The following is a 16,236-nucleotide window of genomic DNA, read 5'->3' on the forward strand; positions in this document are numbered from 1 at the left end:
GACACCTCAGGAGCGCTGGTCGGTGAGCAGGAACCCCACGACCACCTCGTGGTGGGTGCGCAGCGTGCCCGGCTGGCACGCCGCCTTCGGCCTGTTCGTGGTCATCGCCGCCCTGGTGCTGCTGATCGGCGACGACGAGCACCGGCTCCGCGCCGCCGTCGCGGTGGGGGTCGTCGCGCTGACGTACGTGCTGCTCGGGCCCCGGGCGGCCCGCGTGCGGGACCGGCGCTCGCGGATCTACCTCGCCGTGCTGGTCGTGGGTCTCACCGTCGCCCTGACCGGCGCCCCGACGCTGAGCTTCCTGCTCTTCGTCGCCTTCCCGCAGACCTGGTTCCTCACCGGCTCCCGCCGCGAGGGCACGCTGTGGACGGTGGCTGTCGCACTGGCCGGCCTGACCGGGATGACCCTGGGCTACGGCGACTCGGCGCGCACGGTCGACATCGCGGTGTCGATGCTCGTCAGCACCGCCTTCACGTGCGTCCTCGGGATCTGGATCTGGCAGGTCGTCTCGCAGAGCGAGGAACGGGCTGCCCTCATCACCGAGCTCGAGAGCACCCGGGTGGAACTGGCTGCGGCGCACCACGCGGCAGGGGTCGCCGCCGAGCGGGCCCGGCTGGCCGCCGACATCCACGACACCCTCGCCCAGGAGTTCACCGGCATCGTGCTGCTGGCCCAGTCGGCCGCCGCGACCGCCCCGCCGGGCCCGACCCGCGCGCAGCTGGAACTGATCGAGGGTTCCGCGCGGGCGGGGCTGGCGGAGGCCCGGACCCTGGTGGCGGCGATGAGCCCGGTCGACCTGGAGGGCACGACGCTGGCCGAGGCGCTGCGCCGTCTCGCCGAGCGGGTGTCCCGGGAGAGCGGTGTGGCCGTGGACGTGGTCGTGGCGGAGGACCTCCGGGGGTTGTCCGCGGGCCGCCAGGTCGTGCTGCTGCGGGCCGCGCAGGAGGCGCTGGGCAACGTGCGCAAGCACGCCAGGGCGCGCAGGGTCCGGGTGCGCCTCGTCAGCGCGGACGGGGGGGCGACGCTGGAGGTGCACGACGACGGGGTGGGGATCACCGAGCAGGACGTGGTCGCCGCGACCGGTTTCGGCCTCGCCGGCATGCGACGCCGGGTCGAGGAGGCCGGCGGGGTGTTCGAGGTCGTCGGCGGACCCGGTGGCGGTACCCGGTTGCTGGTCGCCGTGCCGGCGGAGGTCCCGGCGTGAGGCCGGTGCGGGTGCTCGTGGTCGACGACCACCCCGTCGTGCGCGGGGGCATCGAGGGGCTGCTCGCGACGGCCGACGACCTCGAGGTCGTCGGCGGCGCCGCGGACGGTCGGGAAGCTGTGGAGGCCGTGGCGGGACTCCGGCCGGACGTCGTGCTGATGGACCTGCGGATGCCCGTCGTGGACGGCGCCACGGCCACGGAGGAGATCCGGCGCGCCCACCCGGAGGTCCACGTGCTGGTGCTGACGACGTACGAGACCGACGCCGACATCGTCCGGGCCGTCGAGGCCGGGGCGACCGGCTACCTGCTCAAGGACACCCCGCTGGCCCAGCTCCTCGACGCCGTCCGCGCGGCGTCGCGGGGCGAGACCGTGCTGGCCCCGCCGGTCGCGGCGAAGTTGAGGGCGCGCCTGCGGGGGCCGGTGCAGGAGTCGCTGACCCCGCGGGAGCTGCAGGTCCTGGGCTCGGTGTCGCACGGGTCGACGAACGCCGAGATCGGCCGGGAGCTCTTCATCGGGGAGGCGACGGTCAAGACGCACCTGCTGCGGACCTTCGCGAAGCTCGGCGTGGACGACCGCACCCACGCAGTGACGGTCGCGATCCAGCGTGGACTGCTGCCACCGCCGTGAGGACCCCCTGACCAGGACGGATGGCGGTTCGTCCTGGCAGACTCACGGAGCGTGACACGCACGGTCGAGTCCCTGCCCAAGGCGCACCTGCACCTGCACTTCACGGGGTCGATGCGCCCCCAGACCCTGCTCGACCTGGCCGAGCGCCACCGGATCCGGCTGCCCACCCAGCTGAGCTCGTCCTCGATGATCACCCTCTCCCCCGACGAACGCGGCTGGTTCCGCTTCCAACGGCTCTACGACGCCGCCCGCGCCTGCGTGCGGACCGCGGACGACATGCGCCGGATCGTGCTGGAGGCCGCCGCCGACGACGCGGCCGAGGGGTCGCGGTGGCTGGAGCTGCAGGTGGACCCGACCTCCTACGCCGTGCACGTCGGCGGGATCACCCCGGCGCTGGAGATCGTCCTCGAGGCCGCCCGCGACGCCACCGCGCTGACCGGGACCGCGGTGGCCGTCGTCGTCGCCGCGAGCCGGATCCGCCACCCGCTGGACGCGCGGACCCTGGCCCGGTTGGCCGCCCGCCACGCCGGCGACGGGCCGGGCACGGTCGTCGGGTTCGGGCTGTCCAACGACGAACGCCGGGGGGACACCTCGGAGTTCGCCGGGGCCTTCGACATCGCCCGCGACGCCGGGCTCGCCTGCGTCCCGCACTCCGGGGAGCTGCTGGGCCCCGACCACGTCGCGCAGACCCTGCGGGAGCTGCAGCCGGACCGGCTCGGCCACGGCGTCCGCAGCGGCGAGGACCCGGCGGTGCTGGAGCGGGTCATCGCGGCCGGGGTGGCCCTGGAGGTCTGCCCGACGAGCAACGTCTCCCTCGGGGTCTACCCCGACCTCGAGCGGGTTCCGTTGCGGCAGCTGGTGTCCGCGGGAGCCACGGTGGCGCTCGGAGCCGACGACCCGCTGCTGTTCGGGCCCCGCCTCGCCGCCCAGTACCGCAGCGCGCGGGAGGACCACGGGTTCGACGACGATGGGCTGGCCGGGCTCGCGAAGGCGTCGATCAGCGCCTCGCGAGCCCCGGCGGAGGTGAAGCGGGCCCTGCACGCGGAGGTGGACGACTGGCTGCTGAGTTCGTCGCGCGAAGAGACCTCTGAATCCCTCGCGGTGTGATTGACTCAATGAGTTGATTCATTGAGTCCACCTGGAGGGTCCGTGTTCGGTCCGGCGCTCGCCGTTCTCCCGTTGTCCGCGTTCTTCATCGCCGCCGTCGTCGTCGGCGTGGTCGTGCTGGTCCGTCGGGTGCCTTCGCACGAGCTCACCGCACCCGTGGTGCGGGCCCGTCGCCGCGGCTTCGCCGTGGCCGCCGTGGGGCTGACGCTCGCGGTCGCCCTTCTCGTGCTCGGGACGTCGATGCCCCAGACGAGCCTGCGCCGCACGCAGCTCATCGCCGTCGTCCCCCTCGCGGCGGCAGCCCTGCACGCAGCCGTCCTGCTCGTCGGGGAGCTGAGCTGGCCGAGGCCGGCGCAGCGCATCCGCTCGGCACGGCTGGCCGTGCGGTCGGTGCGCCAGGACGCACCGCGCGGGATGGTGACCCTCTTCGCGATCAGCTGCGTCCTGACCTGGGTGGTCTGTGCGGTGGGCACGGTCATGGCCGACGACACCGGGAGGGCTCTGGAGTTCTCCGCACCCCCGATGACCAGCTCCGCCAGTCCCTTCCCCGGTGCGTTCTACTCCGGGCCCATCGCGCTGGCGGGCGTCCTCGTGGTCGCCCTCACATGGACCGTGCTGCTCCGGGTGCCGCGACGACCGGCCGTCCCGGGGGCGGACGCAGCGACCGACGGCACCCTGCGCCGGGCTGCTGCGCACCGGGCGCTGCGCGTGTCGACCTCGGCGCTGCTCGGCACCACGGCGGCCCTGGTGTTCTTCGGCGGGACGGCCGCCCACGGGATCGGGGGGAGCTGGGGTGAGGAGGTGGCCGGCGTCTTCGTCCGGCACGACGCGGGCCCAGGACCGGTCTGGGACGCGATCGCTGCCGGTATCGCGATCAGCGGCTTCCTGCTGGCCCTCGCCGCCCTCGCCGTCCTGCTCGTCCCGGCCCGCGGGGTGCGACGGTGAGCGGGCTGCGCGTCGTGGTCGACACCCAGTCCGCGATCCCGGCCTACGAGCAGATCCGCGAGCAGATCACCACCCTCGCCACCACCGGCGCCCTGCGCGAGGGCGACCGCCTCCCCGCGGCACGGACGTTCGCCGCGGACCTCGGCCTCGCGGTCGGCACCGTCCAACGCGCCTACCGCGAGCTCGAGGCGGCCGGGACCGTCACGTCACGACGGCGGACGGGGACGGTCGTCGCGGCGCAGGTCACCGTCGAGGAGGACGTCCGCTGGGCGGCGGAGGGGTTCGTCGAACGGGCCCTGGGGTCGGGGTTGAGCCCCGAGCAGGCGCTCGACGTCGTGCGCGCCGCGCTGGTCAGCGTCGGCCGGGGTCGCTCCGGTCCTCCGGCGCCGAAGCCCCCGGCCCGGGTGAAGGCCCAGTAGGAAGCCGTCCTCCGCGCCCGAGGCGCGGAGGACGGCGATCGTCCACGTGGGTCAGCGGGGAAGGGTGAACGCCGCCACGAGTCCGCTGAGCTCGACCGCGGCGCGCGAGACCTCCCCGGCGGTGGTGGCGGTGTGAGTCGCCCCCGCCGTGGTCTGATCCGCCGCAGCGGCGATGCCGGAGATGTTCAGCGCGATCTCCTGACTGCCGGAGGACACCTCGGTGACGTTGCGCACCATCTCCGACGTCGTCGCCGACTGCTCCTCCACCGCCGCCGCGATCGTGGCCTGCAGGCCGTCGATGCGGGCGATGACCTCACTGATGCCGCCGATGGCGAACGCGGCCTCGGTCGCGTCAGCCTGGGTGGCCGCCACCCGGGTGGTGATGGACTCCGTGGCCCGGGCGGTCTGCTGGGCCAGTTCCTTCACCTCCCCGGCGACGACGGCGAAGCCCTTGCCCATCTCCCCCGCGCGGGCGGCTTCGATGGTGGCGTTCAGGGCGAGGAGGTTGGTCTGCTCCGCGATGGAGGTGATGAGTTTGACGACGTCGCCGATCTCGCGGGAGGAGGCGGAGAGGCGGTCCAGGATCTCCGAGGCCTGCGACGCGCTGGAGACGGCGTCGGCGGAGACCGAGGAGGCCTCGGCGGTGGAGGTGGCGATCTCGCGGATGGCGGAGGTCATCTCCTCGGCGGCAGCGGCGACGGTGCCGATGTTGGCGGAGATCTCCTCGGTGGCGGCGGAGACGACCTGGGTCTGGGTGGCGGATTCCTCGGCACCGGAGGAGAGCTGGGTGGCCACGGTGGTCAGTTCCTCGGAGGAGGCGGCGAGAGTCGCGGCCGAGGCGCTGATGGCACGCATCGTCGCGGTCAGCTTGTCCATCGTGGTGTCCAGGGCGCCGGCGAGCTCGCCGACCTCGTCCTGTGTGTCGATGCCCACGCGCTGGTCCAGGCGGCCGTCGGCCAGGCCGAGGACGACGGTGAGGGTGCGGGCCAGGGGACCGGCGATGGAGCGGGCGACGACGACGGCGACGACGACGGCGATCACCAGCGCCAGGACACCGATGGCCAGCAGCAGGGTGACGGCGCTGCGGTAGTCGCGGCCACCGTCGGCGGCCAACGTCGTGGCGGCGTCCTGTTCGGTGGTGGCGATCGCGTCGAGCTGGGCGTTCAGGGCCTTGACCACCGGGGTGGAGGTGCGGTCCCGGGTGGTGTAGAAGCCCGCCACGTCGTTGGCGAGCGCGAGCGGGACCAGCTCTTCGCGGACCGTGCGGTACTGGACCATGAGGTCCTGGGCCTCGGCGCGGTCGGCGGCGGTGGCGGTCGGCGCGGTCTTCAGGTAGGCCGCCCAGGAGGCGTCGTAGGCGGCGTCGTCGTCCTTCATCGCCGCCAGCGCCGCGTCGGTGGTGGTCACGTCGGGAGCCACGGCCGCGTTGAGCAGGTCGATGCGGGCGTCGGAGAAGTCGTTCTTGGCCACGCCGATGGTCTGCACGGAGGCCAGGGCCGAGGTCGACACGGTGTCCAGGTTGGCCTGCGACGAACCCAGCCGCGAGATGCCCAGGGCCACCACCGCGGCCAGCAGGAGGCACACGACCCCGAACGCGGCGAACAGCTTGGAGGCGACCTTCAGATCACGCAGGGACTTCATGGCGACGGCCTTCCGGGGGGTGGACGTGGCCGTACGGGTTCCCCACGAGGCAGGAGGCCGGGTGTTCGACCTGTCGACTACTCCACGGCCATCGGCGCGGTCCACGACCTCCTGTAGCCCGTCCGGGTGACGTCTTCCGGGCCGGGCTCAGAGCGAGGTGCCCACCAGGACGGGTTCGTTGACCAGGCGGATCCCGAACCGTGCCTCGACCCCGTCGGTGACCGTCCGGGCCAGCGCCAGCAGGTCGGCCGCGGTCGCCTCACCCCGGTTGGTGATCGCCAGGGTGTGCTTGGTCGACAACGTCGCGGGGCCGGGAGCGCCGAAGCCCTTGCCGAACCCGGCGTGGTCGATCAGCCACGCGGCCGAGGTCTTCACCAGCCCGTCGCCCCCCGGGAAGCGCGGGGCGTCGGCGGGCAGCGCGTCGGCCTGGTCCGGGCGCAGCAGCGGGTTGGTGAAGAACGACCCGGCGCTCCAGGTGTCGTGGTCGCTGCGGTCGGCCGGGTCCCAGACCATCCCCTTGCCGGCGCGGAGTTCGAGCACCGCCGCGCGGACCGCGGCCGAGGACACCCGGGCCCCGACCTCGACCCCGAGCCGACGCGCGAGTTCGGGGTAGGCGACCTCGGAGGCGGCCGCCCGCAGGGGGAACTGGAACGTCACGTCGAGGACCACGTAGCGGCTCTCGGGGTGCGGGCCGTTCAGCGCGACCCTCGACCGCTTGAGCAGGGACGTGCGGTAGGCGAACTCCAGCTCGGCGGCCACGAACGTGCGCTGCCGGCGTTCGACCCGGTCCCAGGTGCGGACGGTCTCGATGGTCTGCGCCACGTCCTGGCCGTAGGCGCCGACGTTCTGCACGGGCGTCGCGCCGACGGACCCGGGGATGCCGGACAGCGCCTCGACCCCCGCCCACCCGCGCTGCACCGCGGTCGCGACGAAGGCGTCGAAGGAGTGGCCGGCGGCGACCGTCACGACACCGCCACCGCAGGCGTCCTCGCTGGCGACGCTGACGCCCTGCGTCGAGACGTGCACGACGGTGCCGTCGAAACCGGCATCGGCGACGAGGAGGTTCGACCCGCCGGCGACCAGCAGCAGGGGCTCCCCCGCGGCGTCCGCCGCGACGACGGCCTCGACGAGCTCCGCGTCGGTGCGGGCCTCGACGAGCTTCCGGGCGGGTCCCCCCACGCGCAGGGTGGTCAGGTCGGCGAGCAGGTGGGTCACGAGGACAGCTTGCCCTCCGCGGCCGCGCCGCCCGCGCCGAGGGCGACGCCGTCGGCGTGCGGGCGGGCCGCCGCGGCGACGAAGAGCGCGACGACCGAGGCCACCGCGGCCGCGGTCACGGCGTGGACGACCCCGGTGCGGTCGGCGAGCAGACCCACCAACGGCGGGCCCGCGAGGAAGGCGGTGTACCCGACGGAGGAGACGACGCTGACGCGGACGGCCGCGTTGGCCTCCTCGTCACCGGCGGCGCTCATCCCGGTCGGGAACCCGAGCGCGGCGCCCAGGCCCCAGAGCAGCGCACCCACCACGGCCACCGTGACGTTCGGGGCGAGGACGAAGACGCCGACGCCGACGGCGGCGACGCCCGCGCTGAGCCGCAGGGCCGGCACCCGGCCGAGGCGCTGCAGGGCGACCGGCCCGACGAGGCGCCCGCAGGTCATCGCGACGACGAAGACGGTGAACCCGGCGACGCCCGCCGAGTGCGAGACGTCGTGACCGTCGATGAGGCCGAGCGCCAGCCAGTCGTTGGCGGTGCCCTCGACGAAGGCCATGCAGAGCACCAGGACGCCGATGAGCAGGGTGCGCGGTTCGCGCCACGCCTGCCCCAGCGAGATCCCCGCCCGCGGCTGCTCCCCGGCGGTCGCCGGGGCGGCGTCGCCGAGGAAGGACCGGGTCGAGACCGTCGTCCCCAGCACGACGAGGACCCCGACGGCGCAGAGGTGCGCCCAGGTCGGCACCCCGACCTTCAGCAGCAGCACGGAGATCCCGGCGGAGGCCACGCTGCCGAGGCTCCAGGCCGCGTGGAAGCGGGACATGATCGCGCGGTCCAGGCGCCGCTCGACGGCCGATCCCTCGACGTTCATCGCGACGTCCCAGGAGGCGACGCCCGCCCCGGCGGCGAACAACCCCAGCGCGGTCGGGGGCACGGAGCCGAAGCCGTCCACGGAGACGGAGACCACGAGCAGGCCGAGGGCCACGACGACGGAGCCGCCGAGGACGGTGCGGGCCCGCCCGAAGCGCAGCACGACCGCCCCGGCGATCGGCATGGCGAGGACGGAGCCGAGCGAGAAGGCCAGCAGCAGCAGGCTCATCCCGCCGTTGGACAGGCCCAGGGTGTCGCGGACGGAGGGGATCCGGGCCACCCACGTCGACATGAAGAAGCCGTTGAGGACGAAGGCCGCGTACACGGCCGTCCTCGCCCGCGGGGCTGCGGGCGAGGGGGAGCTCACGGCAGGCGGACGACAGCCCGGGCGCGCCCGAGGACCTTCGTCCCCGCGTGGGTCACGGTGAGGTCGACCTCGACCGTGCGGGCGGACTCGTCGCGCGTGAGCACCGTGCCGGCGACCTCGACGACGGCCGGCTCACCGGAGGGCACGACGACGGGGGCGGTGAACCTCGTGCCGAAGGAGACCACCGCGGTCGGGTCCCCGGCCCAGTCGGCCACGACGGAACCGGCCAGACCCATGGTCAGCATCCCGTGGGCGATGACGTCGGGCAGGCCGACGGACGTCGCGGTCGCCTCGTCGAGGTGGATCGGGTTGTGGTCCCCGGAGGCCTCGGCGTAGGCGCGGAGGTCGTCGCGGGAGAGCTCGTAGCGGGCGGCGGGGAGTTCGGTGCCGACCTCGGTGTCCTCGAAGTTCACGCCGGGTCCTCCGCGCGGACGACCAGCATCGACGTCACCGTCGTGACGGGGGTGCCATCGGTGCGGGCGAGTTCGGTGCGGGTGGTGATCATCGCGTTGCCGCGCACGACGCGGACGCGGTCCACGTGCACCTCGGCGGTGAGTTCGTCACCGGCCACGATGGGGGCGTGGTGGCGGAACTGCTCCTCGCCGTGGACGACGCGGGAGAAGTCGATGCCCGCGGCCGGGTCGGCCACGAACTGCTTCTCCGCGACCTGGGCCAGCGTGACCGCGAAGGTCGGCGGGGCGACGACGTCGGCGTAGCCGAGGTCGCGGGCGGCCGCCGTGTCGTGGTGGACCGGGTGGGCGGCCCGCACGGCCCGGGCGAAGGCCCGGACCGTGTCGGCGCTCACCGTGGTGGTCCCGGAGGCCGGGTAGACACGCCCCGCGAAGGACTCGTCGACGTTGACGGTCGTCACAGGTGCGTGCTCCCCGATCCGGAACGGACGTGCTGGTGTCAGCGGGTTTCGCGGTGCGTGGTCTTCTTGCCGCAGCGCGGGCAGAACTTGGCCAGGTCCAGGCGGTCCGGGTCGTTGCGGCGGTTCTTCTTGGTGATGTAGTTCCGCTCCTTGCACTCGGTGCAAGCCATGGTGATCTTCGGGCGGACGTCGGTGGTCTTGGCCACGGCGGGTGCCTCTTCCTCAGGATTCGTCGTACGACAAGGTTCGTCGCACTGCGGACGTACGGGCGGGCGCGCGCTCCGCCGATCCCCACCAGGGTACGCGACGTGCGGCAAGCGCCCGAACGCGCGACGAGCGACCGCCCACGGAGGGCGGCCGCTCGGTACGTGTCGTGCGCTGTAGCGAGGGCCGGACTTGAACCGGCGACACAGCGATTATGAGCCGCTTGCTCTACCAACTGAGCTACCCCGCCGCGTCCGGCGGGCCCAGCCGCCGGTTGCGAGCCCCGATCGAGGATTGAACTCGAGACCTCTTCCTTACCAAGGAAGTGCTCTACCACTGAGCTACCGGGGCCAAACTGGTTGTGCTGCCGCGTGTACGGCCGGTGACGACCCTACATGACGCGACCCGGTGCCGGAGACCGGCACCGGGTCGCGGACTCGCGACGTGGCGGGTGATGGATTCGAACCAACGTAGGCTACGCCGGCGGATTTACAATCCGCTCCCTTTGGCCACTCGGGCAACCCGCCAGTGCCACCAGCGAGCTGGCGACGGTGAGACGATAGCAAGACATGAGCGGTGCTCGGAAACCGAGCCCCCCACGAACCCCAGGAGGAACCCCGCGTGGCCAGCGAGTCGTCGTTCGACGTCGTCAGCAAGATCGACCGCCAGGAGGTCGACAACGCCCTCAACCAGGCCGCCAAGGAGATCGCCCAGCGCTACGACTTCAAGGGTGTCGGCGCCGACGTCCGGTGGAGCGGGGAGTCGATCCTCATGGTCGCCAACTCCGAGGACCGCGTGAACGCCGTCCTGGACGTGCTGCAGACCAAGCTCATCAAGCGCGGCGTGTCGCTGAAGGCGCTGGACACCTCCGACCCGGTCCCGTCGGGCAAGGAGTACCGGATCACCGCCGAGCTCAAGGAGGGCCTCGCCCAGGACGTCGCCAAGAAGATCGGCAAGATCATCCGCGACGAGGGCCCCAAGGGCGTGAAGTCGCAGATCACCGGCGACGAGATGCGGGTCAGCTCCAAGGACCGCGACGACCTGCAGGCGGTCATCGCGCTGCTCAAGGGTTCCGACCTCGACGTCGCCCTCCAGTTCGTCAACTACCGCTGAGGTGGGTCCGCTGCGCCGCCGGGCAGTGATCGGCCTCGCGCTGAGCGGGGGCGCGCTGGGCGCGTGCAGCGACGACTCCCCCACCACCCCGGCGAGCACCACCACGGCCACCCCCACGGAGACCGCCACGCCCACGGACACGGGTACGCCGGACGCGGAGACGGACGCCGGTTTCGTCCCGCCCGGGCTCGACGTCTCCCAGCGCAGCGAGTACCGCTACGGCGACCACCCCCGCCAGGTCAGCGACCTGTGGCTGCCGCCGGGCGAGCACCGCGACGCGATCGTCGTCGTCGTGCACGGGGGTGGCTGGGACGCCGCCACCGACCGCCGCGACCTGAACGACCTGGTGGCGGACCTCGTCGGCGGCGGCTGGCCGGTGCTCAACACCGACTACCGCGGCAACGGCGACGGCGGCGGCTGGACGGGCACGTTCAGCGACGTCGCCACCGCCGTCGACATGGCCGCCGAGGCCGCCGCCCAGCACTCGCTGCCGACCGGGCGCGTGTGCTTCGTCGGGCACTCCGCGGGCGGTCACCTGGCGATGTGGGCGGCCGCCCGGGCCGGTCTGCCCGCCGACGCCCCGGGGGCGTCACCGGGGGTCGTGCCCGCGTTCGCGGCGTCGATGTCCGGGGTGCTGCACCCCACCGCGCTCGGTGGCGACGGTGGCGACGTCAACGTGCGGACGCTGTTCGGGGGAACCCCGGACGAGGTCGACGACCGCTACGCGATCGGCGACCCGACGCGGCGGGTGCCCTTCGGCTTCCCGCTGTTCGTCGCGCACGGGACGGGCGACCAGACGGTCCCGTACTCCCAGGCCCAGGAGTTCGACGCCGCCGCGAGCGCCGCCGGGGACGCGGTGGAGCTGCACCTGCTCGACGGCGTCTCGCACACCGACCCGCAGGACCCGGACGGGCAGGTCTTCCCGCTGTTCCGGACCTGGCTGGAGGCCCGCCTCGGCTGACCCGGGCCGGCTCGGTGACGGGCAGGTCAGCGGCGGTAGCCGGCGAGGGCCTCGAGGCGGGCGATCCGCTCGGCCATCGGCGGGTGCGTCGAGAACAGCTTCGCGACGCCCTGCGCGCGGAAGGGGTTCGCGATCATCATGTGGCTGGCGTTGACGAGCTCCCGCTCGGGCGGCAGCGGCAACTGACGCGTACCCAGCTCCAGCTTGCGCAGGGCCGAGGCGAGCGCCATCGGGTCGCCGGTGAGCTTGGCCCCGTCCTCGTCGGCGTCGTACTCGCGGGTCCGTGAGATGGCGAGCTGGACGACGGTGGCCGCGAGCGGCGCCATCAGCGACAGCAGCAGCAGCGCCAACGGGTTCGCGCGGCTCTCGTCGTCGCGTCCGCCCCCGAACACCGACCCGAAGAACACCCCGAACTGCGCGATCGAGGTGATGACGCCCGCGAGCGCCCCCGCCACGGAGGAGGTGAGGATGTCGCGGTTGTAGACGTGCATGAGCTCGTGGCCGAGGACGCCGCGGAGTTCGCGCTCGTCCAGGAGCTGCAGGATGCCCTCGGTGCAGCAGACGGCGGCGTTCTGGGGGTTGCGGCCGGTCGCGAAGGCGTTGGGCGCCATGGTGGGCGAGACGTACAGCTGCGGCATCGGCTGGCGCGCGGCGGTGGAGAGCTCGCGCACGATCCGGTGCATCCCGGGTTGTTCGGCCTCGGAGACGGGGCGGGCGCGCATCGAGCGCAGGGCCAGGTTCGCGGAGTTCCAGTAGCCGTAGGCCGAGGTCCCCAGCCCGATGAGGACGAAGACGACGAGGATGCCGGAGCTGCGGAACGAGGTCGCCAGGAACCCGCCGATGAGCAGCAGGACCGCCCAGATCACCCCGAACAGGACGGCGGTCTTCAGCCCGTTGTGGTGCCGGTGCATCCTGCCCTCTCCCCCGCGCTCTCCTACCTGCCCGGCACAACGCGCACCGGTCGCGCGACGTTCCGTCAGCGGTGCCGGCCGGTGACGGCGGTGAGGACGCCCAGTCCGATCATCGAGGCCCCTCCGACGCGGGTCACCGTCCGCAGCCGCTGCGGGCGTCCGACGAACGCCGTCCGCACGCGGGACGCGACCAGACCCCAGGTGCTGTCGCAGACCAGGCCGATGCCGATGGGGACCAGGCTGAGCAGGACCATCTGAGCGGCGAGCGAGCCGGCGGAGCGGTCCACGAACTGGGGCAGGATCGCCGCGAACACCACGAACACCTTGGGGTTGCTGAGGCCGACGACCAGCCCGGCCCGGACCTCGCGCCCGCGGGTCCGCGGTGAACCGGCGACCGTGTCCTGTCCGGCGTGACCGGCTCCGCGCAGCGCCTGGACCCCCAGCCACACCAGGTACGCGGCCCCGGCGAGCTTCACGACCTCCAGCGCGGTGTCCCAGCGCTGCAGCACCGGACCCAGTCCGACGGCGATCACGAGGGCTGCGACGAGACTGCCCAGGGAGTTGCCCAGGACGCCGGCCAGGGCCGTCACCCGCCCGTGCGCGAGGGCGCGGCCGACGATGAAGAGGACGCTCGGGCCGGGGACGGCGATGACGACGAGGCTCGTCGCGGCGAGGGCGAGCACCTGCTCGGTGGTGACCACGCGCGCAGCGTAGGCCTCGGACTCACACGCTGGGCGCCGGCTGGACGACCGGTGGTTGCGTGACGGGGGTCGACTGTGAGTGACTGCCAGGGACGGTGGGGTCGCGGGGGCCACCACGGGCGCACGGAGGACGGCGGAGGTGCGTGTGGGCCTGACCACGTCCGAGACCCCCGTCCGCGAGGACCGGGGATCCGGCACGTTGCTGAGCCTGGCGAGCGCCCTGGCCCGCACCGACAGCGTCGAGGACGTCGCCCTCGCGGTGCGCGACGTCATGCACGCGGACCTCGGGGCGAGCTTCGTGTCCGTGTCGTTGGTCGACGGGCCCTGGCTGCTGACGCCGGCCCTCGGCCAGCTCGACGACGACACCGAGCAGCGCTGGCTACGGCTCCCCCTCGACCTGGACACCCCCGCGCACCGCGTCGCCCGCGCCGGTCGCCGACTGGTCTTCGACTCCCTGGCGAGCCTCGTCGCCATGTTCCCGCACGGGCGCGACGCGTTCGAGCGCGCCCGGCTGCGCTCCGGTGTCGTGCTGCCCATGACCATCTCCGACGGGTACCGCATCGGCTCGGTGACCTTCGCGTGGGACGTCGACCGCACCCTCACCGAGGACGAGGTGGTCCTGGTGACGGCCGTGACCGACGCGACCGCGCAGGCGGCCCGGCGGGCCCAGCTGTACCGGGAGCGCCGCGACGTCGCGCACACCCTGCAGGCGGCGATGCTGCCGGAACTGCCCGCGCTGCCGGGCCTCGCGGTGGCGAGCCGCTACCTGCCCTGGTCCACGACCGACGAGCAGGTCGGGGGTGACTGGTACGACGCGATCTCCCCGCCGGACGACGGGGTCCTGCTGGTCATCGGCGACGTCGCGGGCCACGACACCGAGGCGGCGGCCCGGATGGGACGGGTGCGGTCGATGTTCCGGGCCCTGGCGGTGGACCGGCCGGAGGAACCACCGGCCGCGCTGGTCAGCCGCCTCGACCACGTCCTGTCCGCGCTCGGGGACGAGACCCTGGCGACGTTGATCGTCGCCCGCCTCGACCCACCCGGCCCGACGCGGCGGCTGTGGTGGACGACGGCCGGTCACCCGCCGCCCGTCCTGGTCGACGCGGCCGGGCGCAGCACGGTCCTGGTCGCGGAACCCGACCTCCCGCTGGGGGTGGCCCCCGGCCGGCCCCGTCACGACCACGACATCCCCTGGCCGCCCGGGGCGACGCTGGTCCTCTACACCGACGGCCTCGTGGAACGCCGCGGTCGGGACGTCGGCGACGGCATCGTGGTGCTGCGCGCCGCCCTGGAGCGGACCCACACCGAGGACGTCGAGACGCTGCTCGGGGAACTGGTCACCGAGCACGTCGCCAACAGCGAGGACGACTGCGCGGTCCTCGCCGTGCGCGACGTCTCCGCCACCCGCTGACCCGCGGTCCTGCGGCGATCCCCGACAGGACCACGGGCGGGTCGGCGTCAGAAGCGGAAGGCGCCCACCAGGTCGTTCAGCTCGGCGGCGGCACGGGAGAGCTCGCCGGCGGTGTCGGCGGTCTGGGTCGCCCCGGCCGTCGTCTCGTCGGCGGAGGCGGCGATGCCGGAGATGTTCGAGGCGATCTCCTGCGAGCCGGACGAGACCTCGGTGACGTTGCGGACCATCTCCGAGGTCGTCGCGGACTGCTCCTCGACGGCGGCGGCGATGGTCGACTGCAACCCGTCGATGCGGGCGATGACGTCGGTGATCTGGCTGATCGCGGTGGCCGCGGCCGAGGCGTCGGCCTGCGTGGAGCCGACCTTGGCCACGATCTCCTCGGTGGCCCGCGCGGTCTGCTGGGCCAGTTCCTTCACCTCGCCGGCGACGACGGCGAAGCCCTTGCCCATCTCCCCGGCACGGGCGGCCTCGATGGTGGCGTTCAGCGCCAGCAGGTTCGTCTGCTCCGCGATGGAGGTGATGAGCTTGACGACCTCGCCGATCTCCCGGCTGGAGACCGAGAGGCGTTCGAGGGTCTCCCCCGCGACGCCCGCGGCCGAGACGGCGTCCGCGGCGGTGGAGCTGGCCTCGGCGGTGCTGGTGGCGATCTCGCGGATGGCTGCGGTCATCTCCTCGCCGGCGGCGGCGACCGTGCCGATGTTGGCCGAGATCTCCTCGGTCGCGGCCGAGACGACCTGCGTCTGCACGGCGGCCTCCTCGGCCCCGGCGGAGAGACGGGTCGCGACGGCGTCGAGCTGCTCGGAGGAGCTCGCGAGGACGGAGGCGTTCGCGCTGATCCGGCGCATGGAGTCGGCGAGGCGGTCCATGGTGGTGTCCAGCGCACCGGCGACGCGGCCGACCTCGTCGCGGCTGACGATGCCGACGCGCTGGTCGAGGCGGCCCTCGGCCATGCCCTGCACGACCACGAGGGTGCGGGCCAGGGGCCGGGCGACCGAGCGGGAGACCACGACGGCGACGACGACCGCGACGGCGATCGCGACGGCGCCGAGGGCCAGCAGCAGCGCGACGGCCGTGCGGTAGGCGGACGCGCCGGCGGCGGCCATGTCCACCGCGGCCTGCTGCTCGCCGGCGGTCATGGTCTTCAGCTCGTCGGTGATCTGCTTCGCGACCGGGCTGATGCTGGCGGTGCGGTAGGCGATGTACCCGGCCCGGTCGTCACCCTTGGCCAGGGCGACGAGCTGCACGCGGGCGTCGCGGTACTGCTTGAGGCTGGCGACGAAGGCGTCCCGGTCGGCGGCCTTCGCGGCCGGGCCGGAGGCGAGGTACGTGGCCCACGCAGCGTCCAGCGCCGTGTCGTCGGCGGTCACGGCGTCCAGCGCGCTCTGCTTGGCCGCGGCGTCGGAGGTGAGGGCCACGTTGGTCACGTCCATGCGCGCCTGCAGGAACTCCACCTGCACGGTGAGGATCGACTGCACCGAGGCGAGACCCGACGACGACATCGTCGTGAGGTTCCCCTGCGAGGAGCTGAGCTTCGCCCAGCCCACCCCCACCACGGTGGCGAGCAGCAGGCAGACGACGCCGAAGCCGGCGAACAGCTTGGAAGCGACGTTCAGGTCACGTAGACGGGTCACGGTGGTCCATCGGCCACCGTTCGGGCACCCTGACCCGATTTCTA

General features: G+C 73.5%; 17 protein-coding genes and 3 tRNA genes. 8 read left to right on the forward strand and 12 right to left on the reverse strand.

Annotation, left to right across the window (positions count from 1 at the left end; genetic code table 11):
- Window positions 1-22 precede the first annotated feature (22 nt).
- From SJY07_RS08800 to SJY07_RS08820, 5 genes are read left to right on the forward strand one after another with little or no spacing between them, the layout of a single operon-like run.
- Window positions 23-1,204: a sensor histidine kinase gene (locus SJY07_RS08800; RefSeq protein WP_380158446.1), complete on the forward strand. Its 1,182-nt coding sequence runs from the start codon at window positions 23-25 to the stop codon at window positions 1,202-1,204.
- On the forward strand, window positions 1,201-1,833 hold the full coding sequence (locus SJY07_RS08805) for a response regulator (RefSeq protein ID WP_380158448.1): 633 nt from the start codon (window positions 1,201-1,203) through the stop codon (window positions 1,831-1,833). Before SJY07_RS08800 ends, SJY07_RS08805 begins: the two co-directional genes overlap by 4 nt.
- A 51-nt stretch (window positions 1,834-1,884) precedes the next feature.
- The gene (locus SJY07_RS08810; protein ID WP_380158450.1) at window positions 1,885-2,940 is read left to right on the forward strand and encodes an adenosine deaminase; all 1,056 of its coding nucleotides are present in this window, start codon (window positions 1,885-1,887) and stop codon (window positions 2,938-2,940) included.
- 42 nt (window positions 2,941-2,982) lie between these two features.
- Complete coding sequence (locus tag SJY07_RS08815; protein ID WP_380158452.1) at window positions 2,983-3,885, forward strand: hypothetical protein; 903 nt, start codon at window positions 2,983-2,985, stop codon at window positions 3,883-3,885.
- Window positions 3,882-4,304, forward strand: coding sequence for a GntR family transcriptional regulator (locus SJY07_RS08820; RefSeq protein WP_380158454.1), 423 nt, complete (start codon window positions 3,882-3,884; stop codon window positions 4,302-4,304). Before SJY07_RS08815 ends, SJY07_RS08820 begins: the two co-directional genes overlap by 4 nt.
- A 51-nt stretch (window positions 4,305-4,355) precedes the next feature.
- Here the strand turns inward: SJY07_RS08820 and SJY07_RS08825 are convergent, their stop codons facing one another.
- From SJY07_RS08825 to SJY07_RS08865, 9 genes are all read right to left on the reverse strand, one after another.
- On the reverse strand, window positions 4,356-5,945 hold the full coding sequence (locus tag SJY07_RS08825) for a methyl-accepting chemotaxis protein (RefSeq protein ID WP_380158456.1): 1,590 nt from the start codon (window positions 5,943-5,945) through the stop codon (window positions 4,356-4,358).
- Window positions 5,946-6,092: 147 nt separating this feature from the next.
- Complete coding sequence (locus tag SJY07_RS08830) at window positions 6,093-7,160, reverse strand: UDP-N-acetylmuramate dehydrogenase (protein ID WP_380158458.1); 1,068 nt, start codon at window positions 7,158-7,160, stop codon at window positions 6,093-6,095.
- A complete protein-coding gene (locus tag SJY07_RS08835) occupies window positions 7,157-8,389 on the reverse strand; it encodes an MFS transporter (protein WP_380158460.1) in 1,233 nt (410 codons plus the stop codon). The genes SJY07_RS08830 and SJY07_RS08835 overlap by 4 nt, the downstream gene beginning before the upstream one ends.
- Window positions 8,386-8,802 (reverse strand): MaoC family dehydratase, encoded by a 417-nt coding sequence (locus tag SJY07_RS08840; RefSeq protein WP_380158462.1) that lies wholly within the window; start codon window positions 8,800-8,802, stop codon window positions 8,386-8,388. Before SJY07_RS08840 ends, SJY07_RS08835 begins: the two co-directional genes overlap by 4 nt.
- Window positions 8,799-9,260, reverse strand: coding sequence for a MaoC family dehydratase N-terminal domain-containing protein (locus tag SJY07_RS08845; RefSeq protein ID WP_380158464.1), 462 nt, complete (start codon window positions 9,258-9,260; stop codon window positions 8,799-8,801). The genes SJY07_RS08840 and SJY07_RS08845 overlap by 4 nt, the downstream gene beginning before the upstream one ends.
- Before the next feature lie 38 nt (window positions 9,261-9,298).
- Window positions 9,299-9,466: a 50S ribosomal protein L33 gene (gene rpmG / locus SJY07_RS08850; RefSeq protein ID WP_012085006.1), complete on the reverse strand. Its 168-nt coding sequence runs from the start codon at window positions 9,464-9,466 to the stop codon at window positions 9,299-9,301.
- A gap of 175 nt (window positions 9,467-9,641) precedes the next feature.
- Window positions 9,642-9,714, reverse strand: a tRNA-Met gene (locus SJY07_RS08855).
- 29 nt (window positions 9,715-9,743) lie between these two features.
- Window positions 9,744-9,815: transfer RNA gene (locus tag SJY07_RS08860), tRNA-Thr, on the reverse strand.
- Between the two features lie 94 nt (window positions 9,816-9,909).
- Window positions 9,910-9,991: transfer RNA gene (locus tag SJY07_RS08865), tRNA-Tyr, on the reverse strand.
- A gap of 94 nt (window positions 9,992-10,085) precedes the next feature.
- Here SJY07_RS08865 and SJY07_RS08870 point away from each other — a divergent pair.
- Both SJY07_RS08870 and SJY07_RS08875 read left to right on the forward strand, forming a co-directional pair.
- Window positions 10,086-10,577, forward strand: a complete 492-nt coding sequence (locus tag SJY07_RS08870; protein ID WP_328294619.1) for a YajQ family cyclic di-GMP-binding protein — start codon at window positions 10,086-10,088, stop codon at window positions 10,575-10,577.
- Window position 10,578: 1 nt separating this feature from the next.
- Window positions 10,579-11,538, forward strand: a complete 960-nt coding sequence (locus SJY07_RS08875; RefSeq protein ID WP_380158466.1) for an alpha/beta hydrolase family protein — start codon at window positions 10,579-10,581, stop codon at window positions 11,536-11,538.
- 26 nt (window positions 11,539-11,564) lie between these two features.
- Here SJY07_RS08875 and htpX read toward each other — a convergent pair whose 3' ends face one another.
- Window positions 11,565-12,449 (reverse strand): zinc metalloprotease HtpX, encoded by an 885-nt coding sequence (gene htpX, locus SJY07_RS08880; protein WP_380158468.1) that lies wholly within the window; start codon window positions 12,447-12,449, stop codon window positions 11,565-11,567.
- Window positions 12,450-12,514: 65 nt separating this feature from the next.
- Window positions 12,515-13,150 (reverse strand): LysE family translocator, encoded by a 636-nt coding sequence (locus tag SJY07_RS08885; protein WP_380158470.1) that lies wholly within the window; start codon window positions 13,148-13,150, stop codon window positions 12,515-12,517.
- 139 nt (window positions 13,151-13,289) lie between these two features.
- Here SJY07_RS08885 and SJY07_RS08890 point away from each other — a divergent pair, with 139 nt between their 5' ends.
- Entirely contained in the window at window positions 13,290-14,561 is a 1,272-nt protein-coding gene (locus SJY07_RS08890) for a PP2C family protein-serine/threonine phosphatase (protein ID WP_380158472.1), read from the forward strand.
- Window positions 14,562-14,608: 47 nt separating this feature from the next.
- Here SJY07_RS08890 and SJY07_RS08895 read toward each other — a convergent pair whose 3' ends face one another.
- Window positions 14,609-16,192 (reverse strand): methyl-accepting chemotaxis protein, encoded by a 1,584-nt coding sequence (locus SJY07_RS08895; RefSeq protein ID WP_380158474.1) that lies wholly within the window; start codon window positions 16,190-16,192, stop codon window positions 14,609-14,611.
- Window positions 16,193-16,236: the final 44 nt, after the last annotated feature.

This window comes from Kineococcus sp. R86509 (genome assembly GCF_042466365.1).
Classification (GTDB): Bacteria; Actinomycetota; Actinomycetes; order Actinomycetales; family Kineococcaceae; genus Kineococcus.